Annotated in this window: 22 protein-coding genes; 7 read left to right on the forward strand and 15 right to left on the reverse strand. The window is 72.3% G+C overall.

Translation table 11 applies throughout. The annotated features are described in order from the left end of the window. The first annotated feature begins 107 nt into the window (after positions 1-107). A complete protein-coding gene (locus J2W45_RS06380) occupies positions 108-1,526 on the forward strand; it encodes an MFS transporter (protein ID WP_310134935.1) in 1,419 nt (472 codons plus the stop codon). Positions 1,527-1,537: 11 nt separating this feature from the next. On the opposite strand, the gene J2W45_RS06385 is transcribed toward J2W45_RS06380, so the two are convergent. Continuing rightward, positions 1,538-2,509, reverse strand: a complete 972-nt coding sequence (locus J2W45_RS06385; RefSeq protein ID WP_310129935.1) for a DNA topoisomerase IB — start codon at positions 2,507-2,509, stop codon at positions 1,538-1,540. Next, positions 2,506-3,465, reverse strand: a complete 960-nt coding sequence (gene ku, locus J2W45_RS06390; protein ID WP_310129937.1) for a non-homologous end joining protein Ku — start codon at positions 3,463-3,465, stop codon at positions 2,506-2,508. The genes J2W45_RS06385 and ku overlap by 4 nt, the downstream gene beginning before the upstream one ends. A gap of 88 nt (positions 3,466-3,553) precedes the next feature. Between ku and J2W45_RS06395 the strand changes: the two genes are divergently transcribed. Beyond that, positions 3,554-6,046, forward strand: coding sequence for an ATP-dependent DNA ligase (locus tag J2W45_RS06395; RefSeq protein ID WP_310129939.1), 2,493 nt, complete (start codon positions 3,554-3,556; stop codon positions 6,044-6,046). A 21-nt stretch (positions 6,047-6,067) separates the two neighbouring features. Here the strand turns inward: J2W45_RS06395 and J2W45_RS06400 are convergent, their stop codons facing one another. Continuing rightward, positions 6,068-7,351, reverse strand: a complete 1,284-nt coding sequence (locus J2W45_RS06400) for an MFS transporter (protein ID WP_310134936.1) — start codon at positions 7,349-7,351, stop codon at positions 6,068-6,070. A gap of 119 nt (positions 7,352-7,470) precedes the next feature. After that, positions 7,471-7,914, reverse strand: a complete 444-nt coding sequence (locus J2W45_RS06405) for a hypothetical protein (RefSeq protein WP_310129941.1) — start codon at positions 7,912-7,914, stop codon at positions 7,471-7,473. 56 nt (positions 7,915-7,970) lie between these two features. Here J2W45_RS06405 and J2W45_RS06410 point away from each other — a divergent pair, with 56 nt between their 5' ends. Beyond that, positions 7,971-9,521, forward strand: a complete 1,551-nt coding sequence (locus J2W45_RS06410; protein ID WP_310129942.1) for a bifunctional phosphatase PAP2/diacylglycerol kinase family protein — start codon at positions 7,971-7,973, stop codon at positions 9,519-9,521. A gap of 13 nt (positions 9,522-9,534) precedes the next feature. Here J2W45_RS06410 and J2W45_RS06415 read toward each other — a convergent pair whose 3' ends face one another. Beyond that, positions 9,535-10,707, reverse strand: coding sequence for a citrate/2-methylcitrate synthase (locus tag J2W45_RS06415; RefSeq protein ID WP_396427069.1), 1,173 nt, complete (start codon positions 10,705-10,707; stop codon positions 9,535-9,537). Positions 10,708-10,716: 9 nt separating this feature from the next. Here J2W45_RS06415 and J2W45_RS06420 point away from each other — a divergent pair, with 9 nt between their 5' ends. Next, positions 10,717-11,991, forward strand: a complete 1,275-nt coding sequence (locus J2W45_RS06420) for a citrate synthase (protein WP_310129947.1) — start codon at positions 10,717-10,719, stop codon at positions 11,989-11,991. A gap of 25 nt (positions 11,992-12,016) precedes the next feature. Here the strand turns inward: J2W45_RS06420 and J2W45_RS06425 are convergent, their stop codons facing one another. The 3 genes from J2W45_RS06425 to J2W45_RS06435 are packed head-to-tail and all read right to left on the reverse strand — an operon-like array spanning position 12,017 to position 14,684. Next, entirely contained in the window at positions 12,017-12,676 is a 660-nt protein-coding gene (locus tag J2W45_RS06425) for a methionine ABC transporter permease (protein ID WP_310129948.1), read from the reverse strand. Further along, positions 12,673-13,737: a methionine ABC transporter ATP-binding protein gene (locus tag J2W45_RS06430; RefSeq protein WP_310129950.1), complete on the reverse strand. Its 1,065-nt coding sequence runs from the start codon at positions 13,735-13,737 to the stop codon at positions 12,673-12,675. The genes J2W45_RS06425 and J2W45_RS06430 overlap by 4 nt, the downstream gene beginning before the upstream one ends. Continuing rightward, positions 13,737-14,684, reverse strand: a complete 948-nt coding sequence (locus tag J2W45_RS06435; protein ID WP_310129952.1) for a MetQ/NlpA family ABC transporter substrate-binding protein — start codon at positions 14,682-14,684, stop codon at positions 13,737-13,739. Before J2W45_RS06435 ends, J2W45_RS06430 begins: the two co-directional genes overlap by 1 nt. A gap of 223 nt (positions 14,685-14,907) precedes the next feature. Between J2W45_RS06435 and J2W45_RS06440 the strand changes: the two genes are divergently transcribed. The 3 genes from J2W45_RS06440 to J2W45_RS06450 are packed head-to-tail and all read left to right on the forward strand — an operon-like array spanning position 14,908 to position 17,476. Continuing rightward, the gene (locus tag J2W45_RS06440) at positions 14,908-15,174 is read left to right on the forward strand and encodes a BatC protein (RefSeq protein ID WP_310129953.1); all 267 of its coding nucleotides are present in this window, start codon (positions 14,908-14,910) and stop codon (positions 15,172-15,174) included. Then, a complete protein-coding gene (locus J2W45_RS06445) occupies positions 15,174-16,580 on the forward strand; it encodes a cupin domain-containing protein (RefSeq protein ID WP_310129955.1) in 1,407 nt (468 codons plus the stop codon). The genes J2W45_RS06440 and J2W45_RS06445 overlap by 1 nt, the downstream gene beginning before the upstream one ends. Further along, the gene (locus J2W45_RS06450) at positions 16,577-17,476 is read left to right on the forward strand and encodes a sucrase ferredoxin (RefSeq protein ID WP_310129957.1); all 900 of its coding nucleotides are present in this window, start codon (positions 16,577-16,579) and stop codon (positions 17,474-17,476) included. Before J2W45_RS06445 ends, J2W45_RS06450 begins: the two co-directional genes overlap by 4 nt. 12 nt (positions 17,477-17,488) lie before the next feature. Here J2W45_RS06450 and J2W45_RS06455 read toward each other — a convergent pair whose 3' ends face one another. The 7 genes from J2W45_RS06455 to priA all read right to left on the reverse strand — a co-directional run bounded on the left by J2W45_RS06455 (position 17,489) and on the right by priA (position 24,736). Beyond that, complete coding sequence (locus tag J2W45_RS06455) at positions 17,489-17,911, reverse strand: VOC family protein (protein ID WP_310129959.1); 423 nt, start codon at positions 17,909-17,911, stop codon at positions 17,489-17,491. A 110-nt stretch (positions 17,912-18,021) separates the two neighbouring features. Next, entirely contained in the window at positions 18,022-18,426 is a 405-nt protein-coding gene (locus J2W45_RS06460) for a helix-turn-helix transcriptional regulator (RefSeq protein WP_310129961.1), read from the reverse strand. A gap of 114 nt (positions 18,427-18,540) precedes the next feature. Beyond that, complete coding sequence (locus tag J2W45_RS06465) at positions 18,541-21,948, reverse strand: TM0106 family RecB-like putative nuclease (protein ID WP_396427070.1); 3,408 nt, start codon at positions 21,946-21,948, stop codon at positions 18,541-18,543. A 296-nt stretch (positions 21,949-22,244) separates the two neighbouring features. After that, complete coding sequence (locus tag J2W45_RS06470) at positions 22,245-22,811, reverse strand: HhH-GPD-type base excision DNA repair protein (protein ID WP_310129965.1); 567 nt, start codon at positions 22,809-22,811, stop codon at positions 22,245-22,247. A 4-nt stretch (positions 22,812-22,815) separates the two neighbouring features. Next, complete coding sequence (locus tag J2W45_RS06475; RefSeq protein WP_310129967.1) at positions 22,816-23,034, reverse strand: SCO4848 family membrane protein; 219 nt, start codon at positions 23,032-23,034, stop codon at positions 22,816-22,818. A 24-nt stretch (positions 23,035-23,058) separates the two neighbouring features. After that, positions 23,059-24,006 (reverse strand): SseB family protein, encoded by a 948-nt coding sequence (locus tag J2W45_RS06480; protein ID WP_310129969.1) that lies wholly within the window; start codon positions 24,004-24,006, stop codon positions 23,059-23,061. Then, the gene (priA, locus tag J2W45_RS06485; protein ID WP_310129971.1) at positions 23,990-24,736 is read right to left on the reverse strand and encodes a bifunctional 1-(5-phosphoribosyl)-5-((5-phosphoribosylamino)methylideneamino)imidazole-4-carboxamide isomerase/phosphoribosylanthranilate isomerase PriA; all 747 of its coding nucleotides are present in this window, start codon (positions 24,734-24,736) and stop codon (positions 23,990-23,992) included. The genes J2W45_RS06480 and priA overlap by 17 nt, the downstream gene beginning before the upstream one ends. Positions 24,737-24,743 lie beyond the last annotated feature (7 nt).

Genomic DNA, 24,743 nt, shown 5'->3' on the forward strand with positions numbered 1-24,743 from the left:
GGGCGACGCACAGGCCCAATACAGTCTGCCGAGTGAGTGCGCAGACTTCTTCCTCATCGCAGAGCGCATCGTCGCTGAAGACGATCCGCACGACCATCCCGGCGCGGCTGGACCGCCTGCCGTGGTCGAAGTTCCACTGGCTCGTCGTCGTCGGCCTCGGCACCGTCTGGATCCTCGACGGTCTCGAGGTCACCATCGTCGGCGCCATCGGCAGCCGGCTCACCGAACCGGACAGCGGCCTCGGGCTCACCACCGCCCAAGTCGGTCTGGCCGCGGCCATCTACGTGGCCGGCGCCTGTACGGGCGCGCTGGTGTTCGGCTACCTGACCGACCGCTTCGGCCGGAAGAAGCTGTTCATCCTGACCCTCGGGCTCTACCTGCTGGCGACGGTGCTGACGGCCTTCTCGGTCACTCCGTGGATGTTCTTCGTGTTCCGGTTCTTCACCGGGGCGGGCATCGGCGGCGAGTACGCAGCGATCAACTCGGCGATCGACGAGCTCATCCCGGCACGACGCCGCGGACTGGTCGACCTCGCCATCAACGGCTCGTACTGGCTCGGCACCGCCTTCGGCGCCGTGCTGACCGTCTTCCTCCTGAACACCGCGATCTTCCCCCCGAACATCGGCTGGCGCATCGCGTTCGGCCTCGGTGCCGTGCTCGGTCTGGTCATCCTCCTGGTGCGCCGCAACGTGCCAGAGTCGCCGCGGTGGATGTTCATCCACGGCCGCGACGAGGATGCGGAAGAGCTGGTAGGCACGATCGAGCACGACATCGAGGAGCAGACGCACGAGCGCCTCGCGACCGTGCCGGACGACAAGGGGATCACCATCCACCAGCGCCGTTCGACCGGCTTCGGCGAGATCGTGCGCACGGCCGTGACCCGGTATCCGAAGCGGTTCACGCTCGGGCTGTCGCTGTTCATCGGCCAGGCGTTCCTGTACAACGCCGTCTTCTTCACCTACTCGCTGGTCCTGACGAAGCTGCTGCATGTGCCGGACGATGTGGCCCCGTGGGCTCTCGTCCCGATCGCGATCGGCAACTTCCTCGGCCCGCTGCTGCTCGGTCGCCTGTTCGACTCGGTCGGTCGGCGCTTCATGATCACGCTGTCGTACGTGGGCAGCGGCGTGCTGCTCGTCGGGACCGCGATCATGTTCGACGCGGGCCTGCTCGACGCCTTCTGGCTGACGGCGTGCTGGATGGTCGTGTTCTTTTTCGCGTCGGCCGGCGCGAGCAGCGCCTACCTGACGGTGAGCGAGATCTTCCCCATGGAGACCCGCGCGATGTCGATCGCCTTCTTCTACGCGATCGGCACCGCGATCGGTGGCATCACCGGGCCCATCCTGTTCGGCCGCCTCATCGAGAGCGGCAGTCACGCGGTCGCCATCGGGTACTACATCGGCGCCGGACTCATGATCGCCGCGGGGCTCGTGGAGCTGTTCCTCGGTGTCGACGCGGAAGGCAAGTCGCTCGAGGACATCGCGGCGCCGCTCTCGTCGGAGACCCCCGCCCAGCGGCCCACGCGCTGAGGCGGGGTCGGCTATTCGTCTGCGAGGAGTTCCAGCAGGGCGGGCTCGGGAGCGCGTCCGCCGGAGGTGTCGATGACCTCGCCGTTGCGGTAACGGTCGAAGATGCGCGGGTCGATGTAACTGTTGCGGGCGATCGCCGGAGTGTTGCCGAGCGCCGCGGCGGCTTCGTTCACCGCCGCACTGACCCGCTTCTTCCGCTGCGAGTCGCTGCCGGCGACGCCGAGGTCGGCGAGCGCTTCCGCCGCCACGATGGTGCCGTGCAACGTCCGGAAGTCCTTCGCGGTGAACTCGCCACGGGTCTGGCGGCGGATGTACTCGTTGAGCGAGGCGGGACGGATCGTGTGCCAGGTGCGGTCCTTCCACGACAGCAACCGCGAGCGCTGACCGCGGAGCGCCTGGACCTGGCGCAGCAGCTCGGCGAGGTCGGTGTCGCGGATGGTGCTCGTCCACTTCTGCGCCGACTTGGCGGGGAACGTCAGGGTGATGTCGTCGCCGTCGATGACGGCGTGCCGGCAGAGCAGCGTGGTCAGCCCGCGACTGCCGTTCGCGTGCAGGTACTCCTCGCTGCCGATGCGCACGCTGCCGAGGTCGATGATCCGGAAGGCGGCGGCCAGGATGCGGTCGCGGCCGAAGCCCTCCTCGCGCAGGTCCATCGTCACCTTGCGCCGGGCCGACGGCAGGGTCTCGGCGAGCTGTGCGGCGCGTTCGAACTTGAGGCGGTCCTGGTTGAGGCGCCACGCGTCGTGGTACCGGTACTGGCGCCGTCCGGCCTGGTCGGTGCCGACGGCCTGGATGTGCCCGCGCGCGTCGGGCGAGATCCACACGTCCTGCCAGGCGGGCGGCAGCACGAGCGAGCGGATGCGCTCCAGCTCGCGCTCGTCGACGATACGGTTGCCCGCTTCGTCCTCGTACACCGGCCCCTTGTCCGTCATCGTCCGGTGGTAGCCGGGACCGGACGGGTTGCTGCGCTTGAGGCGCGTCACGCGGGCTTCTTCGCAGACTTCTTGGCCGGGGCCTTACGTGTCGTGGTCGAGGAGCTGGAGGTGGAGGACGTCTTGCGGGCGGCGGGCTTCTTCTCCGACGCGTTCGAGGCGGACTTCGACGACGACGACTTCGAGGACGAGGTCTTCGACGACGACGACGACTTCGACGACCGGCTCCGCTCGACGCTGCGCTGCAGCGCCTCCATCAGGTCGATCACCTCGCCTCCGCCCTTCTTCGCCTCCTCCTCCTCGCCGAAGGTGGCGGCGGTGTCGACGCTGTCGCCCTCCTCGAGCTTCGCGTCGATCAGCTTGCGGAGCTCCTCCTGGTACTCGTCGCTGAACTTCTCCGGCTCGAAGTCGCCGGCGAAGCTCTCCATCAGGGCGCTGGACAGCTGGAGCTCGCGGTCGGAGATGCGCGGCGTCTGGTCGAGCGACGGGAAGTCCGCCTCGCGGATCTCGTCGTGCCACAGGAGCGTCTGCAGCACGAGGACGTTGCCGCGCACCCGCAGTGCGGCGAGCCGCGTCTTCTGGCGGAGGGCGAACTCGACGATCGCGGTCCGCTCCTCGTCCTCCAGCGTCTTGCGCAGGAGGGCGTACGCCTTCAGCGACTTGGAGTCGGGCTCCAGGTAGTAGCTGCGGTCGAACATCAGCGGGTCGAGCTGGTCGTTGGGCACGAACTCCACCACGTCGATCTCGCGGCTGCGCTCCGAAGGGAGCGACGCGAGGTCCTCCGGGGTCAGGATCACCGTCCGCTCGCCGTACTCGTACGCCTTCGCGATGTGCTCGTACGGGATGACCTTGCCGTCGATCTCGCAGCGTCGCTGGTAGCGGATGCGTCCGCCGTCCTCGTCGTGCACCTGGTGCAGTGGGACGTCGTGATCCTCAGTTGCGCTGTACACCTTCACCGGGACGTTCACGAGTCCGAAGGTGATGGCGCCCGTCCAAATGGCCCTCATGAGCCCATCGTGTCCGGGGATCAGCCCCTTTTCAAGCATCGATCAGGGAATGCACCGGAACCGGGCGCCCCGGGCGTACCGTGTGGCTATGGCCGCCCAGGACTCCGAGGTCGTCGAGATCGACGGCCGCCGCCTCAAGCTGACCAACCTCGACAAGGTCATGTACCCCGAGACCGGGACGACGAAGGCCGACATCTTCGGGTACTACAACGCCGTCGCCGAGGCGATGATCCCGCACGTGCGGGACCGGATCGCCACCCGGAAGCGCTGGGTGCACGGCGTCGGGACGCCGGACGACCCGGCGGAGGTGTTCTTCCAGAAGAACCTGGACCCCGCATCCACCCCGGACTGGGTGAAGCAGGCGGCCGTCACGCACAAGACGAGCACCAACACCTACCCGCTGGTGAACGACCGCGCGACGCTGATCTGGCTCGCGCAGATCGCGTCCCTCGAGATCCACGTGCCGCAGTGGCGCGTCGACCGCCGCGGCGAGCGCGGCAACCCCGACCGGCTGGTGCTCGACCTCGACCCCGGCGAGGGCGTCACCCTCGCGGACTCCGCGGAGGTCGCCCGCCTGGCGCGCGCCATCCTCACCGACATGGGGCTGGAGCCGTACCCGGTGACCTCCGGCTCCAAGGGCATCCACCTCTACGCGGCGCTCGACGGTTCGCAGACCAGCGACCGCATCTCGGCCGTCGCGCACGAGCTGGCGCGGGCGCTGGAGGCGGACCACCCGGACCTCGTCGTGAGCGACATGAAGAAGTCGCTGCGGGCCGGCAAGGTGCTCGTGGACTGGAGCCAGAACAACGGGGCCAAGACGACGATCGCGCCGTACTCGCTGCGCGGCCGGTTCCAGCCGACCGTCGCGGCCCCCCGCACCTGGCGCGAGCTCGCGTCGAAGGATCTGCGGCACCTCGACTACCGCGAGGTCATGCAGCGCGTGAAGCGCCGCGGCGACCTCCTGGCCGACCTCGACGCGCACGGCGCGGGCGCGCACGCGTCGGAACCGGACCGGCTCTCCACGTACCGCTCCATGCGCGATGCGGGCAAGACGCCGGAACCCGTGCCCGCCGAGCGGCCGGCCGCGCGCGACGGACGCTCGTTCGTCATCCAGGAGCACCACGCCCGCCGCCTGCACTGGGACTTCCGGCTCGAGAACGACGGGGTGCTGGTCAGCTGGGCGCTGCCGAAGGGCACGCCGACCGACACGAAGCAGAACCACCTGGCCGTGCACACCGAGGACCACCCGCTGGAGTACGGGAGCTTCGCCGGGGACATCCCGCACGGCGAGTACGGCGCCGGGCACGTCGACATCTGGGACCACGGCGACTACGACCTGGAGAAGTGGCGCGACGACGAGGTCATCGCGACGCTGCACGGCCAGCCGGACGGCGGTCTGGGCGGGGTGCCGCAGAAGTTCGCCCTGATCCGCACGGCTCAAGGGGGCGACGACAAGAACTGGCTGATCCACCGGATGAAGCTCGACGATGCGGAGGCGGCGCAGCCGGAGGCGCCGGCGAAGGCATCGGCGAAGGCGGAGACGCCGGCTAAGGCGAAGGCGCCCGCGAAGGCGGAGCGCGGCGTCAAGCGCCCGTCCGCGGCCGAGCGCCCCTCCGGCACCCCCGTCTCCCCCATGCTCGCCACCCTGGGCTCCGCGGCCGACATCTCGGACGAGGACGAGTGGGCGTTCGAGATGAAGTGGGACGGCATCCGGGCGGTGGCGGAGATCCGCGGCGGACAGCTGCGGCTCACGACGCGCAACGGCAACGACGTGACGGTCACCTACCCCGATCTCGCCGGGCTGGTCGGCCTCGCCGGCGACCACGACCTCGTCCTCGACGGCGAGATCGTCACCCTCAACCCCAAGGGGCGCCCCGACTTCGGGCTGCTGCAGACGCGGATGGGACTCACCCGTCCGGCCGACGTCCAGTCCGCCCTCAACCGAGCGCCCGCCCACTACATGGTGTTCGACGTGCTGGAGGTCGACGGGACGTCGCACACGAAGGACCCGTACGACGAACGCCGTGAGCTGCTCCGGGAGGTGCTGCAGCCGGGCCGCGGCGACCCGGTGCAGGTGCCGCCCGCGTTCGACGGCGACCTCGCGCACGCGGTCGCCTCCAGCAAGGAGCTGGGGCTCGAAGGGGTGATGGCCAAGCGCCGCGACAGCACCTACGCGACCGGGCGCCGCTCCCGCTCCTGGATCAAGATCAAGCACCACCTCACGCAGGAGGTCGTGATCGGCGGCTGGACGCCCGGCAACGGGCGCCGGGCGAACACGATCGGCGCCCTGCTGCTCGGCATCCCGGACGGCGACACACTCCGCTACGTCGGCAAGGTGGGCACCGGCTTCAGCGACCGCGCGCTCGACGATCTGACGGCGAAGCTGGCCCGCCACGAGCGGAAGACCAGCCCGCTGGAGGGGGTGCCGTCGGCGGATGCGCGCGGAGCGCACTGGGTGCGGCCGGACATCGTCGGCGAGGTCGAGTTCGCCGAGTGGACCGGGCCGGGCCGGCTTCGGCAGCCGTCGTGGCGCGGGCTGCGCCCGGACAAGCGGCCGGACCAGGTCGTGCGCGAGAGCTGAGCGCCGCGGCGCCCACGGGCGCTACGGGGTCGGCGCCAGCGCGTCGTACCGGCGGAAGCTGCCCTGCACCCGCACGATCACGGCGACGAGCACCACGATCAGCAGCCCTCCGAGCAGCGGCGGGAACCACAGCGCGCCGGTGAGCGCGAGGATGCCGATGTAGAGATCGCCGAGGCGCGGGCCGCCGGTGACGACGACCGTGAAGACGCCCTGCAGTCGGCCGCGCATCACGTCCGGCGCCGATGCCTGGAGGATCGTCATCCGGAAGATCGAGCTCACGTTGTCCGCCGCGCCCGAAGCCGCGAGCAGCACGGTCGCGGCCAGCAGAGCCGGGAGGTTCGCCTCTGCGAAGGACGCTCCCCCGCCCGCCGTGCCGGTCAGCGCGACGACCGCCAGCACCACGCCGAAGCCGAGGATGCTCGCGCCGTAGACGATGATCGCCCGCCCGACCGCGCGCCCCTGCCACCGCACCCCGCCGAGCCTGCCCGAGAACACGCTCGACAGGAGCGTGCCGACGGCGCCGGCCGCGGTGAGGATGCCCACGGTCAGCGGTCCCCCGCCGATCAGCAGGGCGCCGACGGCCGGGAACAGCGCGCGCGGCTGGCCGAAGGTCATGGCGATCACGTCGAGCACGAAGGTCATGCTGAGGTTGGGGGCGGTGCGCAGGAAGCGCAGCCCCTCGAGCACCGAGGCGAGCCCGGCGCCCTGCCGCTCCCCCTCCGGCACGATGGCGGGGAGGGTGAAGATGCCGAGGAACGCGGCGGTGAAGAGCACCGCATCCACCGTGTAGGTCCAGGGGATGCCGACGGTCGCCGCCAGCAGTCCGGCGAGCGCCGGTCCGACGGTCACCATGACGCCCATGCTGATGCCGCCGAGCGCGCTGGCGGCCGGGAGCAGCCGCGTCGGCAGCAGCCGCGGAGTGATCGCCTGACGCGTCGCGCCGATCATCACGCCGGCGACGGCGTTGATGGTGGTGAGCACGTAGAGCGGCCAGACGACCGGGATGTGCGCCCAGGCGAGCAGCGCGAGGCACGCGGTCGAGAGCCACGCGACGACGGCGGTCACCAGAGCCACCTTGCGGCGGTCGAACGCGTCAGCGAGCACACCGCCGTAGAGCCCGAACACGATCATCGGCACCAGGGCGAAGAGTGCCACCAGCGACACGGCGAGCGTCGAATGGGTCAGGTCGAAGATGTGCAGGCCGACCGCGACGATCGTCATCTGCGACCCGATGCCCGAGATCGCCCCGCCGATCCACAGCCGGGCGAAAGCCGGCGACTCGCGCAGCGGCGACAGGTCGACCATGTGCCGCCGACGCGCGGGCGGCGCCTCGAGCGGGTCGCGCTGCGCGCTCGGGTCGGCGTCCGGCGCCAGCGGGTCGGCCGGCGCCAAGGGGTCGGCGGTACGGTCCGCCGGGTCCCCGCTCAGAACCGCGGCTGCTTGCTGAGGCGGACGGCCGCGGTGGAGAGCACCACGCCCGCCAGCATGATCGTCACCGTGATCGCCTGGAGCAGCACCTGGAAGAAGGGGGTGAACGGCGTGACCGAGACCCAGAGCCAGAGGATGGCGCCGATCAGCGTGATCACGTAGCTGAACGTGCGGCGGGCGTAGAGCGCGTTGAGCGACACCACGGTGGCCGCGACGGTCACCTGGAAGAACGGGAGGAACGAGTCGGCGTTGCCGGTCCACGTCGCGACCAGGCTCCAGATGCCGACCACCAGCGACACCAGCACCACGAGGGTGGCGAGGAGGTTGCCGAGCGCGGTCGGCAGGGTGGTGCTGAGGCTGCGGACGAGCGTGCCCTGCTCGTCGCTTCCGACGACCTCGCGCTGGTGCTCGTTGGGCTGGGAGATGACGTGCGTGCTCACGCCGTCGATCCTAGCGCAGCGGAGGCGCCCCGGACCCGCGGCGTAGATTGGGCGGCATGGCCGCATCCCGTCGCCGAGCACGCTCTCGGATCCCGCTCCCCGCCCGCATCCGGCGCCTGGATGCGCAGGTCGCCGCACGGGTGAACGAACGCACGACGGGCCCCGCGGTCGACGGCTTCTGGCGGGGGCTGACCCGCGCGGCCAACCACGGGAAGCTGTGGTTCGCGGTCGCCGCGGTGCTCGTCGCGCTGGGCCGTCCGCGTGCCGCAGCGCGCGGGCTGGCGTCCCTGGGGCTCGCCAGCCTCGTCGCGAACCTGGTCGGCAAGCGGCTGGTCGGAGGCGAACGCCCGGCGCTCACGTCCATCCCGGTGTCACGCCGCCTGCAGCGGACGCCGACCTCGCCGTCCTTCCCGTCGGGTCACACCGCGAGCGCCGCCGCCTTCGCCACCGGGGTCGCACTGGAGTGGCCTGCCGCGGGCGCCGCCCTGGCGCCGCTGGCGGCCGGGGTCGGCTACTCGCGCCTGCACACCGGCGCGCACTGGCTGTCGGATGTCGCGGGCGGCGCGGCCATCGGCGCGGGCGCGGCGCTCGCTCTCAAGGCCGCCGTGCCGGCGCTCAAGCGCACGGTCCCCCGCGATCCGCCCACCGCGCGGATGGTCGACCTCCCGGCCACCGACACCGGCGAGGGCGTGTTCGTCGTGGTCAACCCGGGCTCCGGGCGCGGCCTCGGCCGGCCGGAGGCCGGTCCGCTGCTGCGCGAGAAGCTGCCGCAGGCGCGCATCCACGAGCTTCAGGACGGCGACGACATCGCCGAGCTGATCGGCCGCGAGCTCCGCTCCGAGCGGCCGCCCACGGTGCTCGGCGCCTACGGCGGGGACGGGACGGTCTCCGCCGTCGCGCAGCAGGCGCTGGCGGAGGACCTCCCGCTGGTCGTCTTCCCGGGCGGGACGTTCAACCACTTCGCCAAGGCGGCCCTGCTCGACAGCGTCGACGCGACCCTCTCCGCCCTCGCGGCAGGACACGGCCGGGAGGTCGACGTCGCCGACCTGCAGTTCGGCGACGGGCACGAGGTCACGGTGCTGAACACCGCCTCCGTCGGCCTCTACCCGTCGTTCGTCGAGGAGCGCGAGAAGCACGAGAAGCGGCTCGGCAAGCCGATCGCGGCACTGCTGGCGGCGATCCGCGTGATCCGCCGCGGCGACCCGCTGCAGGTGCGGATCGACGGGGAGCGTCGCGCGGTGTGGTCGGTGTTCGTCGGCGTGGACCGCTACTACCCGGTCGCCGTCGCCCCCATCGAGCGGCGCAGGCTCGACGACCACCTGCTCGACGTGCGCATCCTGTTCGCCGGCGGCCGTCCGCGCACCCGCGGCGCCGTCGCGCTCGCCTTCGGCGGACGGGCCGACGCGCTGGTCGCGCGCCTGCCGTTCCTGCAGGGTCCGCCCGCGCTCGACGCGCGGACGGTCGAGGAGATCACCATCGAGGCCGACGGGGACGACCCCGGCTACGCGCACGACGGCGAGGCGTCGACCGAGACGCCGGGCGAGCCTAAGCGACTGAGGCTCCGGATGCGCGCCTCCGCTCTGCGGGTCTACTCGCCTCCGGCGTGAGGCCGGGCCACCGTCAGGACGCGGCCGGCACCCGCGCGGGCAGCGGCTGCGGCGCAGCCGGACCCGTGTAGCGCGACGACGGCCGGAGGATCTTGCCGTCGGCAGCCTGCTCCAGGATGTGCGCGGTCCAGCCGACGACGCGCGCGGCGGCGAACGTCGGGGTGAACATCGACCGGGGCACACCGCACAGCTCCATCACCACCCCGGCGTAGAACTCGACGTTGGTGTGCAGCTCGCGTCCCGGTTTCAGCTCGGCCAGCAGCTGCTGCACCCGCCGCTCCACCTGGACGGCGAACGCCACCCGGGGACCGCCGAAGCCCTCGGCGAACTCGCGGAGCATGCGCGATCGCGGGTCCTCCGTGCGGTACACGGCGTGGCCGAACCCCATGACGCGTCCGCCCTCGGCGAGGGTGCGGCGCACCCACTCGTCGGTGCGGTCGGGCGTGCCGATCTCGTCGAGGGTGTCGAGCGCGCGGCTCGGGGCGCCGCCGTGCAGCGGACCGCCGAGCGCCCCCAGCGCCCCGCCGACGGCCGACGTCAGGTCGGCGCCGGTGGACGCGATCACCCGTGCCGTGAAGGTGGAGGCGTTGAAGCCGTGGTCGATCGCGGCGGTCATGTAGGCGCTGAGGGCGCGCTCCTCCTGGGCGGTCGGGATGCGCCCGGTCACCAGGTGCAGGTAGCCGGCGACGTGACCCAGGTCGTCCCTCGGCGGCAGCGGTTCGCGTCCGTCGGCGAGCGCGTGGAGGGTCGCGAGCAGCACCGGCGTCACCGCGGCGACCCGGATGGCGTCCTCCAGCCGCGCATCCGGCGTCTCGTCGTAGAGCGGCCGAACGCGATCCGCGGCGGCCACCGCCGTCAGCGCCATGCGCAGGCCGGCCAGCGCGTCGCCGCCGGCCGTGAGGCGGGCGATCGCGGGCAGCAGCGGGCGCACCTCGTCCGGGATGCGGCGTGCGGTGACGATCCGGGCGCGGAAGTCGTCCAGCTCGGAGGCCGTCGGCAGCTCGCCGAACAGGAGCAGGTACCACGCCTCCTCGAAGGTGCGCTCGCGCGCCAGATCCACCGCCGAGTACTGCCGGTAGTGGTAGAAGCCTTCGTGCCCGCGCACGTCACCGAGAGCGGTCCGCGCCGCGACCACGTTGGTGAGGCCGCGGGGGACGTCGATGAGTGTGTCGTCCATCCTGTCCATACCGGTATGGTGAACTGGATCGAATCGCTCGTCAACGTTGATCGGATCAATATGGATGCGCTCCCCCGCCTCACCGCCGACCAGACGGCCGAGCGTCTCGGCGTGAAGCTCGAGACCCTCTACGCCTACGTCGCGCGCGGTCGGCTGTCGCGCGAGCGGACCGCGGACGGCTCGACCTTCGATCCGCTCGAGGTGGAGCGGTTCGCGGCCTCGCGCCAACGGCGTCCAGGCGCCGCCGCCCGCTCGGAGGGCTCGCCCCTGATGGTGATCGAGACCGGGTTCGCGCTCATCGACGACGGAGAGCTGTCGTACCGCGGACGGCCGGTCGACGAGCTGGCGACCGAGCCGTTCGAGACCGTGGCGCACTGGGCGCTCACCGGCGAGTGGGACCCCGAGGCGAGGCTGGCGCCGGCCGCAGACCTGGAGCCCGCTCGCGCGGCCGGCGCGGCCCTCCCCGCGGCCGCGGGAGACCGGGACCGTCAGCTGGTGGCGGTCACCGCCCTCGCTGCCGCGGACCCGCTGCGCGCCTCCCTCGACCCGTCCGTGGTCGCGACCGCCGGGGAGCGGCTGGTCGCGGGGATGGTGGAGGTGCTGCCGCTGCGTTCGCCGGGCGCGGGACCGGGCACGGACGCGGCCTCGCTCGCATCCCGGGGTTCGCTCGCGGAGCGGCTGTTCGCCCGATTGGCGCCCACCCCGCCGGACGATGCCGATCTGGCGCTGCTCAACGCCGCCGTCGTGCTGCTCCTCGACCACGACATCGCCGTCTCGACGCTGGCCGCCCGCGCTGCGGCGTCGGCCCGCGCGACGCCCTACGGCGTCGTCGTCGCGGGACTGGGCGCCCTCGACTCGCCCCTGCACGGCAACGCCAGCCGCGCCGCCCACCGGCTGCTGGCCCGGGTGGCCGCCGGGGAGGACCCCGCCCGCGTCGTATCGGACTCCGTCCTCACCACGCACGGACCCGTGCCCGGATTCGGGCAGCCGCTCTACCCCGCGGGCGATCCGCGGGCGCGCATCCTCCTCCGGATGCTCGCCGAGAGCGGGCGGCACGCGGAGGTGGTCGACGCGGTGGACTCCGTGGCCGGCGTCATGCGCGACCGCACGGGCGCGCATCCGAACGTCGACCTCGCACTCGGCGCCGTCACTCTCGCGTGCGGGATGGCGGACGACGCCGGGGAGGTCGTGTTCGCCACCGCGCGCACGGTCGGCTGGCTGGTGCACGCCCTCGACGAGTACGGCAGGGCGCCGCTGCGGCTGCGGCCGGTGGGGCGCTACACGGGGCCGTGAGCCGGGCCGACGAGCGGGGCGCCGCTCAGCGCCGCAGCGCCTTCCGCGCCAGCCAGTTGCCGAGGAACTGCGCGGCCTGCACCAGCACGACGATCGTGATCACGGCGATCCACGTCACCGCCCAGTTGTAGCGCTGGTACCCGTACGAGATCGCGAAGTCGCCCAGGCCGCCGCCGCCGATGCTTCCCGCGATGGCCGACAGGTCGACGATCGCGACGAAGATGAAGGTGTAGCCCAGGATGAGCGGACCGAGCGCCTCCGGGATCAGCAGCGTCGTGATGATCCGCCACGGGCTCGAACCCATCGCCCGCGCCGCCTCGATCACGCCCGGCTCGATGGTCACCAGGTTCTGCTCCACGATGCGGGAGATGCCGAAGGTGGCGGCGATCGTCATCGGGAAGATGGCCGCCGGCGTGCCGAGGAACGTCCCGAGCACCAGCTGCGTCAGCGGCGCGATCGCGGTCATGAAGATGATGAACGGGATGGGCCGGATGAAGTTGACCAGCACGTTGAGCACGGTGGACAGTGTCCGGTTCTCCAGCAGGCCGCCGCGGCGGGTGGTGTAGAGCAGGACGCCGAGCGCCAGGCCCAGGATGCCGCCGAGCACGAGCGTCGCCACGACCATCCACAGCGTCTGCCCGATGGACTGCAGGTACACGGGCCACAGGGTCGACCAGTCGGTCATGCGGCCACCTCCTCGACCTCGGTGACGGTGCGGAGGTCGGCGATCAGCGCATCCACGTCGGCGGGCTCACCGAGCAACTCCAGGGTCAGGCTGCCGAACGAGCGGCCCTGCAGCGCGGAGATGCCGCCGTAGACGATCTCGAAGCGGACGTTGTGGCGGCCCACCGCGTCCGACAGCACCGAGCCCAGGCGGCCGTCGTCGTGGATGCGGGCCGACACGATCCGCCCGCTGTGCTTGCCGCGGAGCCGCTCGATGTCGGACTCCCCCGGCTGGTTGCGCAGCACCGTGCCGACGAACCGCTGCGCCGTCGGGGTGCGCGGCGCCGAGAACACTTCGAACACGCTCCCTGTCTCGATCACCCGGCCGGCGTCGAGCACGGCGACGCGATCGGCGATGGAGCGGACGACCTCCATCTCGTGCGTGATGACCACGATGGTGACGCCCAGCTCCTGGTTCACGCGCTTCAGCAGGGCGAGGACGTCGGAGGTGGTCTCCGGGTCGAGCGCGCTCGTCGCCTCGTCGGCGAGCAGGATGTCGGGGTTGGTCGCGAGCGCGCGGGCGATGCCCACCCGCTGCTTCTGGCCGCCCGAGAGCTGGTCGGGGTAGCTCCACGCCTTATCGGTGAGACCGACGAAGGCCAGCAGCTCGGCGACACGCTTCTTGCGGTCGTCGGCCGGCCATCCCGCCACCTTGAGCGGGTACGCGACGTTCCCGAACACCGTGCGCGAGCGGAACAGGTTGAACTGCTGGAAGATCATCCCGATCCCCGCCCGCACCCGGCGGAGCTCGCGCTCCTTCAAGGTCGTGAGGTCGCGTCCGTCCACGATCACGGAGCCGGCGGTCGGATGCTCGAGCGCGTTGATGAGCCGCACGAGGGTGCTCTTGCCCGCGCCCGAGTAGCCGATGATGCCGAAGATCTCGCCGCGGCCGATGGTCAGATCGAGCCGGTCGACCGCCGGGACCGCGGCGTCACCCGAGCCGAAGCTCTTGGTGACGCCGCGGAACTCGATGATCGGCGCATCGGTGTCGCGACCGGTCCGGTCAGTCGTGCGGTCTGCCACTACTGGGCCGCCTGGATGGTCTTCTTCAGCTTGTCCAGGATGCCGATCAGGTCGGACGACGAACGGTCGACGATCACGGCCGTGTTCTTCGACTCCGCGAGCACCGCATCCGTGACGGCCTTGGTGTGGTAGAGCTCGGCGACCTTCTGGTACGTCTTGTTGTCCTTGTCCTTGGCGCGGGCGACGAAGGCGTTGATGTACGGCTCGGCGGTCGACGACTTCGGGTCGTCCTGGAACAGCGCCGACTTCGGGTCGATGCCCGCGGTGAGCGCGAAGTTGTTGTTGATGATGGCGCCGTCGGCGGAGCTCAGCGCGGGAGCCGTCTGGGCGGCATCCACCGGGATGACCGTCACCTTGGACGCGGAGGCGTCGATGTCAGCCGGGGTCGCCAGGGTGCTGCCGCCGTTCTTGAGCTTCAGCAGTCCCGCCTTCTGCAGCACCAGCAGGGCGCGCGCCTGATTGGTGGCGTCGTTCGGGATGGCGATCGTCCCGCCCTGCGGGATGTCCTTCAGGCTCTTGTGCTTGATCGAGTACAGCGGAAGCGGGACGACCAGCGTCGCGCCGATCGGCACGAGGTCCTGCTTGGCCTGCACGTCGTAGTTCGCCAGGAACTGGAGGTGCTGGAACAGGTTCAGGTCGAGCTGGCCGTCGGCGAGCGCCGGGTTGGCCTGGGTGTAGTCGCGGAAGTTGACGGTCTGGATGTCGATGCCCTCCTTCGCCGCCTCCTTCTTGAGCACGCCCCAGTACGGCGACGACGCCTCGGTCGTGCCGATCTTGACGGTGACGGTCTTGGCCGTCGCGGCTCCGGAGCCGGTCAGGTTCACGACCACCAGCACGACGGCGACGATGACGGCCACGACGGCGATGCCGATGCCGACGAACCAGCCGGTGCGGGAGCGCTTCGGCTTCTCCGGCAGCGCGGGGGTGGACGGGGTGGCGTCGGACATGGCTGTGCCTCTCGTGAAGGTGGTGGTGGGGTGGGCCGGCACTGTCGGCGGCCACAACGAGCCTCCCCCGAGCGGCCCAGCGGGTCAAAACGTCTTGCGAAATGTGACGCCTCGCGTTCACCCGGCCGCTCTTACGACGGGACGGGGCCGCGCGTAGTGTGAAGCTCGTCGGCGTGCGGGACGCACGGCGACGCATCGAGCGTGACGGAACGACGGGAGAAGCATGAGCGACATCAACGACGACGACATCAGCACCGACGCGGTCGGCGGCGGCGAGGGCCCCGCGGACGGCGGAGCGAACCCGGGCGGCCACGACGGCGGAGCCGACGGCTCGGCCGGCGGCACCGGCGAGGGCCCCGCGGACGGCGGCGCCAACCCCGGAGGCCACGACGGCGGAGCGGACGGCTCGGCCGGTTCGGGCGGCGAGGGGCCGGCCGATGGCGGCGCCAATGCGGGCGGGCACGACGGCGGAGCCGACGGGTCCGCTTGATGACGACGGATGGGCGCGGGCCGGGCGACCGGCCCGCGCTTTCGCGTTGCGTGCCGGTCGATCGCGAGCGTTTCGCCGCGGAGTACTGGGGACGGCGCCCGGTGTTCACGCGCGCGGCGGACCTGCCCCGCGACTTCTCGGACCTGTTCAGCACGGATGCGGTGGATGAGCTGGTCTCGTCCCGCGCGCTGCGGACGCCGTTCGTGCGCATGGCGAAGGAGGGCGACGTGCTGCCGCCGTCCCGGTTCACCGGCCCCGGCGGCTTCGGCGCCGAGGTGGGCGACCAGCTCGACTCGGCGAAGGTGCTGGCCGAGTTCGCGGACGGCGCCACCCTCGTGCTCCAAGGGCTGCACCGCACCTGGCCCGCGATCGCGGAGTTCTCCCGGCGCCTGGCGGCGGAGCTCGGGCATCCCGCGCAGGTGAACGCGTACATCACGCCGGCGTCCTCGCGCGGCTTCGACCCGCACTACGACGTGCACGACGTGTTCGTGCTGCAGATCGCGGGCGAGAAGCACTGGCGCATCCACGAGCCGGTGCACCCGGACCCGCTGCGCGACCAGCCGTGGAGCGACCACCGGCAGGAGGTCGCGGCGCGCGCCCAGGAGACGCCCGCGATCGACGAGACCTTCCGGCCCGGCGACGCGCTGTACCTGCCGCGGGGCTGGATCCACTCGGCGGAGGCGCTCGGCGGCGTCTCCGTGCACCTGACGATCGGCGTCGCGGCGTACACGCGGCACGACGTCGTGCGGGAGGCGGTGGCCCGGGCCGCGGACACGAGCGCGCTGCGGGCGTCCCTGCCTCTGGGGTTCGATCCGTCGGACGCGGAGGCGGTGGCCGCGGTGGTCGGCGAGACGGTCGACGCCCTGGTGGAGGCGCTGGCGGATCCGGCAGCCCGTGCGGACGTCGCGGCCGCGGTCGCCGACCGCCTGCGGCGCCGCCGGCGCGCGGACTCGCCTCCGGCGCCCGTCCGTCCGCTCGCGACCATCGCGACCGCGGAGACGATCGGGCCGTCGACGCTGGTGCGCGCACGTCCGGGGCTCGACGCGGACGTGACCGTGGAGGTCGAGACGGTGACGGTGCGGCTCCCGACGAAGAAGATCGCGCTGCCGATCGCCGCGCGGGAGGCCGTGGAGCGGCTGCTCGACGGCCGGCCGGTGGCGGTCGGAGAGTTGCCGCTGGACGAGCGGTCGGCCGTCGTGGTGGCGCGGCGGCTGCTGCGGGAGGGGGTCGTCGTGGGGGCTCTGAGCGCTGGCGGTGTCGGCGCTGCCGACGCCGGTGCGGGCGGTGCCGACGCCGGTGACCTCGGTGCCGAGTTCGCGGACGTGGACCCGGCCGACGAGGCGGGCGTCTCGTCGGACGGCGAGCGCAGCGCGACCGCCGACTTCGGAACCGCGACCGCCACGTGACGGACACCGTCCCGGGCTGGCTGCCGTGCAGCGACCGGGCCATCGGGCGGGGTGACCCGCTGCCGGGCACGGCCGGTCTCGGCGAGCGCTGGCTGCTCGTCGAGATCGAGAGCGGCTGGGGACGCCACGCGTTCTTCGACTCCGACCTGGACCCGGCCCTCGGCGCCGCGATCGTCTCGCGCGCCGAGGAGGCCGGGATGCGCCCCCTCGCGATCCGGCGTACCCGGCTGCGCGCTCCGCAACGCCGGGACCAGTCGTCGTGGCGCTGGGCGCTGGTCGACTGCCGTCCGGGTCGCGAGTCCATCCGCTGGGGTCGCGTTGACGACCCCGCCGAGCTGCTGACGCTCCCGCTCGACGGCAGCGCCGGCGAGCCGAGCGACGCGCCGATCTACGCCGTCTGCACCCACGCCCGCCACGACCAGTGCTGCGCCGTGCGCGGCCGCCCAGTGGTGGAGGCGCTGGCCGCCACCCATCCGGAGCTGACGTGGGAGTGCTCGCACCTCGGTGGCGACCGGTTCGCCGCGACGATGATCGCCTTCCCGCACGGCCTCCTCTACGGCCGGGTGCTCGCGGAGGACGTCGAGACGGTGGTGGAGCGGCACGCGGAGGGACGGGTGGTCCCGGGCCTGCTGCGCGGACGCACCGCCCTGACGACGGTCGCCCAGGCGGCGGAGGCGTTCGCCCGCACCGCGACCGGCGACGATCGGATCGACGCCTTCCGCGTGCTCGACGAGCATCCGCATCCGCACGGCTGGCGCGTCGACCTCCGCCACGGCGACGAGACGCTCACCGTGGAGGTGGGCGAACGCCTGTCGGAGCCGCTGCTGAGCACCTGCGCCGCGACGATCGCCCACCCGGTGCGCGAGTTCGTGCCCGTGTCGGTGGACCCGGCCTGACAGCGCCGGGCGTCAGGCGTTCTGCGTCGCGGGTGCCGACTGCAGGATGCGCACCATGTTGCCGGACGGGTCGCGGAAAGCGCAGTCGCGCGGCCCCCACGGCTGGTCGATCGGCTCCTGGAGCACTTCCGCGCCGGCCGCGCGGACGCGTTCGAACGCGGTGTCGAGGTCGTCGGTGCGGAACACGATCGGGCTCATCGAGCCTTTGACGACGAGCTCCTGGAGGGCGTCGCCGTCGGCCTGGGAGCGGCCGGCGTGCGGATCGCTGAGCACGACGGCGGCGCCGTCGTCTCCGGCGACGCCGAGGGTGATCCAGCGGTGCTCGCCGGAGCGGACATCCTGGATGACGTCGAGCCCGAGGGCGTCGCGGTAGAACGCGAGCGACTCCTCGGGGTCGAGGACGGTGATCTGCGAGTACTGGAGTGAAACGGTCATGAGTCGACTCTAGGAACGGCGGCCCGGCGTCGCTTCTCCAAAACTGCTTTCTGTGGAGAAGTCGGTGCACGTGCCGGTTGTGCGCACTTTCGGCACCGGCCGCCGACGTCTCAGGCGCGCGACCGGACGGGACGGGTGCGCTGCTTGGCGATGCAGTCCGGCATCGCGCGGACGGCCGCGTGCTCGCGCCTGCGGTACTGCGTCGGCGTCATCCCGACCACCTCGGTGAACTTCGAACTGAACGAGCCGAGCGAGGTACAGCCGACCGTCATGCACGCGTCGGTGACGCTCATGCCGCCGCGGAGCAGCGCCATCGCCCGTTCGATGCGCCGCGTCATGAGGTAGCTGTAGGGCGTCTCGCCGTAGGCGGCGCGGAACTGCCGCGAGAAGTGCGCCGGCGACATGAACGCGCGCGCCGCCATCGTCGGGACGTCGAGCGGCTTGGCGTAGTCGCGATCGATCAGGTCCCGTGCGCGGCGCAGGTGCGCGAGCGTCTGCAGCTCCTCCGGTGACACGCGTCGAGCGTAACACCGGCCCCCAGCGCGGCGGCAGGCCCGTCCACGAGGCCGGAACCCAGGCGGGTGGCGGGGCCGTCCGCCAGGCCGGACCCCGGCAACGGCGAGCCAGCGTCAGGACCCGACCGGCAGGCTGGCGGTCTCGTCCGCGCCCTCCACCAGCCGGATGAACGCGCTCAGCTCGCCCACTCCCGCCGGCGTCGTCGGGAGGAACTCCGTCAGCTCCGGCGAGTGGACCAGGTAGGCCGCCCACTTGGCGCGCGAGATCGCGACGTTGAGCCGGTTCTTCATCAGCAGGAACGACATCCCGCGCGGGACGTCGACGGCCGACGACGCGGCCAGGCTGACGATCGCGACGGCGGCCTCCTGGCCCTGGAACTTGTCCACCGTGCCGACCCGGACCCCGCGGTGCCCGGCGGCGTCGAGCAGAGCGCGCACTTCGGCCAGCTGCGCGTTGTACGGGGTGACCACGATGATGTCGTCCTCCCCCAGCGGCGAGTCGTCACGACCGGCGGCGGGGTCGTTCCACGACCGGCCGAGGAGATCGTCGACGAGCTCCACCACGGAACGGGCCTCTTCCGGCGACGCGGTCGAGTTTCCGACATGCAGCACGGGCACGGGGTGGAGGCCCGGCATGACGCCGCCCAGCTCGCGCTCGGCCGCGCACTCGTGCGCACGGAGCTTGCCTTCGTACGACAGCCGCGAGACGGCCGCGGCCAGGTCCGGGTGCATCCGCCGCGTCTCGGCGAGGAAGTAGCCGAGCTCCGGCGGGAGCACGTCGTGCCCGTCGCTCACCCAGCCGAGCGCCGACCCGTCCACCGGTTCGGGATGCCGCCCCTGGCTCACCTGCGGCAGCTGCTGGGGGTCTCCGAGCAACAGCAGGTTCTTCGCGGCGACCCCGATCGCGATCGTCGACGCGAGCGAGAACTGGCCCGCCTCGTCCACCACGAGCAGGTCGAGGCTGCCGCGCGGGACGCGCGCGGCGTTCGCGAAGTCCCACGCCGTGCCGCCGAGCACGAAGCCGCGCTCTTCGTTGGCACCGGCGAACTCGAGGTGTCCGTTCGTCGGGAGCGCCGTGAACCGGTGGACCGTTTCGGCGGCCTCGCCCGGCTCGTCGGAGGGAGCGCCGGCGCCCGCACCCGAGCTCGCGCTCGGCGTCTTGCCGACCATCGTGGCGTCGAGCCCCGCATCCACCACGCGGTCGAGCAGGTTCTCGACGACCGCGTGCGACTGGGCGACGACCCCGACGCGCCACCCGTGGTCGGCGACCAGCCGGGCGATGACGTGGGCGCCCAGGTGGGACTTGCCCGTCCCGGGCGGCCCCTGGACCGCCAGATACGAGCGGTCGAGGTCGAGGAGACTCGCCACGACGGCGTCGATCCGTCCGTCGCCGTCGCCGCCGAGGGCGGTCGGGTCGGGCACGAGCGCACCGGAGCGCGTTCGCGGCGGCGTCCGGCGCAGCAGGTCGACGGTCGCATCCACCGGCCACGTCTCGTGGTGGCGGGCGATCAGCAGTGCGGTCCCCCACTCGCGGATGGCCTCGGCGAGACGCCGGGAGTCGGGCGGTGCCGCCGGCGTCAGGGCGCCCGGCAGATCGCGGTACGGCGGAACCTCCGGCGGCAGGGTCTCGCGCACCACGACCGACCCGTCGTCGAGCGCCTCGATGACGGCGACCGTGCGCGCTGCGCGCGCACCCGGCTGCGCCCGCGGCTGCCGGAACGGGCCGGGGTACTCGTACAGCAGGTACGGCCCTGTCCGCTCGCTGACACGCACGGAGCTGCCTGCTCCCCACTGCCCGGTGAGCAGCAGTTCGCGACGCTCGACCCGCTGACCCTCGTCGAGATACCAGTCACGCAGCACGACGGCGGTCTCCACCGCCAGCACGTCGCGCGTCTCGGCCCACTCCTCGATCGGCTGGATCAGCCGGGCGAAGTGCGACTGCCAGAAGCTCTTCTGCTCCCGCCGGTGGAAGTCGATCGCGGCCGCGGCGAGCGCCATCGCCTGCCGGTCGCCCGATCGGTGCGGGTCGAGGGGGTCACCGGCGAAGGCGAGGAGGCCCGCGCGCAGCGGTGACTCGTCCGGCGACAGCTCGGCCTCCTCCGCCGGAGCGGCGCCGATGGGGATGCCGTTCTCGGCCGCGCGGGCGAGCAGCCAGTCGCGCAGCCGCAGGGTCGAGACGCAGTCGTACCGGTTGTACTCCCCGAGTGCATCGAGCAGCGGCTGGGCCTCGTCGAGCCGGCCGAGAGCGATGAGATCGCGGGCGTTGGCGTACTCGGTGATCGAGTCTGCGCCGTTCGTCACCTCGCTCTGCCGGAGTTCGTCGCCCATGTAGAGCGGCTCCAGCTTCTTGATGGAGTACGACCGCGACCCGACGCGGACGGCCTTGCGCACCAGCGGGTAGAGGTCGACCAGCACGTTCTCGCGCAGCAGCGCGTCGACCTCCTCCTCGCCGACCCCGTGCCGAGCGGCGAGCGCGAGCAGGTGCGTCTGCTCGTACGCCGCGTAGTGGTAGATGTGCATGCGCGGGAACCGCTCCCGCCGCTCCCGCACGAACGCCAGGAACGCCTCGAGCGCCACCCGCTCCGCCGCGAAGTCGTGCGCCCAGAAGGCGGTGAACTCCTCCTCCTGGTCGACCATCCCGAACAGGTAGTCGAGGTTCCAGCGCTCCCCCGCGCCCTCGGTGTAGAGCGGGTCGCCCTCGAAGTCGAAGAACAGGTCGCCCGGGTCGGGCTCCGGGAGCACCGCGAGCACCGGCGCGTTGAACACGCGCACGGGCGGCGGACTGTCGGGCACCGCCTGCAGCTGCAGTCGCGCCTGCTCGCGCAGTCCGTCGAGCGTCCCATCCGGGATGCCGTCGACCGGTTCGGTCGACGCGGCGAGAGCGTCGATGGTGGCGATGCCGGAGGCCAGCAGGTGCTCGCGCTGCGTCACGCGCATCCCCGCCACGAGGAGCACGTCACGCGTGGCCTGCACCTCGGCGTCGCAGGTGTCGCATCGCCCGTCGACCGTGAAGCGCGGGTCGCCCCACGCGACCGGACCGTCGTCGGCGACGTGCTGCTCGATGATGGACAGCAGCCGTGCCCGCCGCTTGCGGTAGACCGGCTCGATGTCGTGGAGCGCGTGCTCGCTCACCGACCCGTCGCCGAGCAGCAGCTCGACGGTCTCGTCGACATCCACCCCCATCCGGCGCAGCTGGTCGGCATAGGCGGCGAGCTGCAGCAGGGCGGTCACGCGCGCGCTGCGGGCGAGCTTGGAATCCTGGACCCGGTAGCGCCCGTCGGGGAGCCGGACCACGAAGTCGGCGAATCCCACGAAACCACCGTCGAAGAACGTCGCCTGGAACACGACGTCAGCACCGGACGCGAATGCGGCCGCCGTCTGCCTGACCGCCTCGGCCAGCGAGTCCGCCGTCAGCTGGGCCGGCCGCTCGATCTCGGCGACGCCGCTGCCGAACCGCTCCCGGTACCGCTCGAGGATGCGGTGCTCGTGCTCGTCGCCCATCCGGGACGACCGCACGTACATCGGGTCTTCGATCTCCTCGGTCTTCTCGAGGCGGCCGAGCTTCACGTCGAGCGCGCGCAGGAAGGCGAACTCGCATTTCGAGGCCTCGGTGAGGTCGCTGGCGCTGGTGACGATCACTCCGTCGAGCAGGAACACGGCGGCCTCCCTTCTCGCATCAGCCGACCGGGGTCGACCCGGTACTCCGAGAGTATCGGCGACCACCGACAGCAGGTGGCCGTCCACAGGATCGGTCCGGCCTCACCCGCGCGTCCCCGCCTGTGGAGGGATTCGCACGGGAAGATCCGCACCGTTCGCCGTCAGTGCCCCTTGGCCGCCGCCTTCGCCGCCCGCTTGTGCTCCCGCACGCGCGTGAGGGAGTCGGCGTCGACGATGTCGGCCACGGAGCGGTAGCCGGGCGTTCCGTAATCGCCGGCCGCCTGCTCCCATCCCGGAGCCTGGAGCCCCTTCTGCTTGCCGAGCAGGGCGACGAAGATCTTCGCCTTCTGCTCGCCGAATCCCGGGAGTGCCTTCAGCCGGCGAAGCACCTCGGCGCCGTCCGGATCGCCCTGCGTCCAGATCGCCGCGGTGTCGCCTCCCCAGTCGGAGACGATCGCCGCCGCGAGCGCCTGCACCCGGCCGGCCATGGACCCCGGGAAGCGGTGGACGGCGGGGCTCTGCTTCATCACCTCGGCGAGCTTGTCCGGGTCCATGCCGGCGACCGTGGCGGGGTCGAGAGCGCCCAGCCGGTCGCGCAGCTTCGCCGGACCGGCGAATGCGGTCTCCATCGGCACCTGCTGGTCGAGCAGCATCCCGGTCAGCAGAGCGAACGGAGACTCGTCGAGCAGGGCGTCGGCCTCGGCGTCGCCGGTGATGTTCAGTGCCATGGCCTCAGCCTGCCACCAGCAGCAGGACGCCCGCCACTGCGGACAGCACCGCCAGCAGCACGGCGACGCCGAGCAGCACGCCGTGCACGACGAGGAACGGCGTCGCGCGCCCCGCCGCGTCCCGGGCGCGTGCGTCCTTGCGGACCCGCGCGAAGAACCGCGGCCAGGCGAAGACGTTGAACAGCGCATTGAGGAACAGCACGATGGCGGCGAAAACGGTCATGATGCGTCCAGCCTAAGCCGGGGCTCAGCCGCCGGACGCGACGAGCTGCACCCGCAGCGAGTCGACGCGGGTGGCGATCACGTCGTCCGCCGCCCAGCGCTGCGCCAGGCGCGCCAGGATGGCGTCCAGCTCCTCGCGCGTGAGGCCCGCCGCGAGGGCCAGCCGGACCACGAGCTCCTCCCCGGCGAGCCGGCTCTGCGGGTCGCCGGACACGAGTTCGACGTCATGCACGCCGAGCTCCGAACCGATGGATGCGCGGAACGCCGCCTCGACCTCGGGATCGCGGTCGCTCGGCAGCCACCGGGTGCCCTGCGCGACGGCCCACACCGCCGGGCGCCGGAGCACGAACTCGGTCTCCGACGTCGGATCGAGCACGATCAGCTCGGTCCCCTCGGCCGCGGCCGCCAGGGCGGCGCGCCGGCCCTCGACCGGCACGGGCCGGGCCGACGGGTTCCAGGTCTGCAGCGCCGTCACCGACGAGAAGACGGGCTGCACCGTGCGCCCGTCGGGACCCGCCACGGTCACGATCGAGAGCTCCTGCGACTTGTCGACGAGCAGACCTGCGGCGTTCTCCTCGTGCTCGCCGAGCTCGGCCATCAGCGGGATCAGCAGCCGGGACTCGCGCAGCGCATCCACGACCGCCTCGGCGCCGGCGTCCCCCGCCCGGAAGGCCACCAGGGCGCCCAGCAGGGCCGGAGGCGCCGTGCCGTCGTCGTCGCCGAACGGGTTGTCATCGAAGGAGCGGCCCTCCCACGGCTGACCCGCCGAATCGGCGAGGGAGGCGGCGAAGCCGGCGAGACGCGCGGCCCCGGTCTCGCTGGGGCGTGCGGCGGTCGGCCCCGCGGCGGTCGGCCCCGCGGCGGTCGGCCCCGCGTCCGTGGCCTGCTCCGCGCGCTCGCGGGCAGCGTCCCCGTCGCCCGCCGAGCGGCCCGACGGATCGGCCTGGTCGCCGCGGTCAGCGTCCCGCGACATCCAGCGCCTCGGGCAGGGTGAACGCGCCCGCGTAGAGCGCCTTGCCGACGATCGCGCCCTCGAGCCCGAGCGGCACCAACTCGCGGAGCGCCGCGATGTCGTCGAGGTTCGAGATGCCGCCGGAGGCGACGACCGGACGCTCGGTGCGGTCGAGCACCTCACGCAGCAGGTCGAGGTTCGGGCCGCGCAGCGTGCCGTCCTTGGTGACGTCGGTCACGACGTAGCGGGCGCAGCCGGCGTCTTCGAGGCGTGCGAGCACCTCCCAGAGGTCGCCGCCCTCGCGCGTCCAGCCGCGCGCTGCCAGGGTTGTGCCGCGCACATCCAGGCCGACGGCGATGGCCTCGCCGTAGGTGCTGATGGCGCTGGCGGCCCACTCCGGGTTCTCCAGCGCCGCCGTGCCGAGGTTGACCCGCGTCGCGCCCGCTTCGAGCGCCTGCTCGAGCGACGCATCGTCGCGGATGCCGCCGGAGAGCTCGATGCTGACGCCGTGCACCTGGTGGATGACGCGCTTCAGCAGCGACCGGTTCTCACCGCGGCCGAACGCCGCGTCGAGGTCGACGAGGTGGATCCACTCCGCACCCGCGTCCGCCCACTCGGCGGCCGCGTCGACCGGGTCGCCGTAGCTGGTCTCACTACCCGCCTCGCCCTGGGTGAGCCGGACGGCCTTGCCGTCGGCGACATCCACCGCGGGGAGCAGGACGAGCCGGGGCGTGCTGATGAAGTCGGTCATGTGGTTC

This window comes from Leifsonia shinshuensis, from assembly GCF_031456835.1.
Lineage (GTDB): Bacteria > Actinomycetota > Actinomycetes > Actinomycetales > Microbacteriaceae > Leifsonia > Leifsonia shinshuensis_C.

Excerpts from the sequence above, each read along its gene's own strand:
- ku (WP_310129937.1), bottom strand. The coding sequence starts at position 3,465 with ATGAGGGCCATTTGGACGGGCGCCATCACCTTCGGACTCGTGAACGTC.
- J2W45_RS06395 (WP_310129939.1), top strand. The coding sequence starts at position 3,554 with ATGGCCGCCCAGGACTCCGAGGTCGTCGAGATCGACGGCCGCCGCCTC.
- J2W45_RS06400 (WP_310134936.1), bottom strand. The coding sequence starts at position 7,351 with ATGGTCGACCTGTCGCCGCTGCGCGAGTCGCCGGCTTTCGCCCGGCTG.
- J2W45_RS06410 (WP_310129942.1), top strand. The coding sequence starts at position 7,971 with ATGGCCGCATCCCGTCGCCGAGCACGCTCTCGGATCCCGCTCCCCGCC.
- J2W45_RS06415 (WP_396427069.1), bottom strand. The coding sequence starts at position 10,707 with ATGGACAGGATGGACGACACACTCATCGACGTCCCCCGCGGCCTCACC.
- J2W45_RS06425 (WP_310129948.1), bottom strand. The coding sequence starts at position 12,676 with ATGACCGACTGGTCGACCCTGTGGCCCGTGTACCTGCAGTCCATCGGG.
- J2W45_RS06435 (WP_310129952.1), bottom strand. The coding sequence starts at position 14,684 with ATGTCCGACGCCACCCCGTCCACCCCCGCGCTGCCGGAGAAGCCGAAG.
- J2W45_RS06440 (WP_310129953.1), top strand. The coding sequence starts at position 14,908 with ATGAGCGACATCAACGACGACGACATCAGCACCGACGCGGTCGGCGGC.
- J2W45_RS06445 (WP_310129955.1), top strand. The coding sequence starts at position 15,174 with ATGACGACGGATGGGCGCGGGCCGGGCGACCGGCCCGCGCTTTCGCGT.
- J2W45_RS06455 (WP_310129959.1), bottom strand. The coding sequence starts at position 17,911 with ATGACCGTTTCACTCCAGTACTCGCAGATCACCGTCCTCGACCCCGAG.
- J2W45_RS06465 (WP_396427070.1), bottom strand. The coding sequence starts at position 21,948 with ATGTACGTGCGGTCGTCCCGGATGGGCGACGAGCACGAGCACCGCATC.
- J2W45_RS06470 (WP_310129965.1), bottom strand. The coding sequence starts at position 22,811 with ATGGCACTGAACATCACCGGCGACGCCGAGGCCGACGCCCTGCTCGAC.
- J2W45_RS06475 (WP_310129967.1), bottom strand. The coding sequence starts at position 23,034 with ATGACCGTTTTCGCCGCCATCGTGCTGTTCCTCAATGCGCTGTTCAAC.
- J2W45_RS06480 (WP_310129969.1), bottom strand. The coding sequence starts at position 24,006 with ATGTCGCGGGACGCTGACCGCGGCGACCAGGCCGATCCGTCGGGCCGC.
- priA (WP_310129971.1), bottom strand. The coding sequence starts at position 24,736 with ATGACCGACTTCATCAGCACGCCCCGGCTCGTCCTGCTCCCCGCGGTG.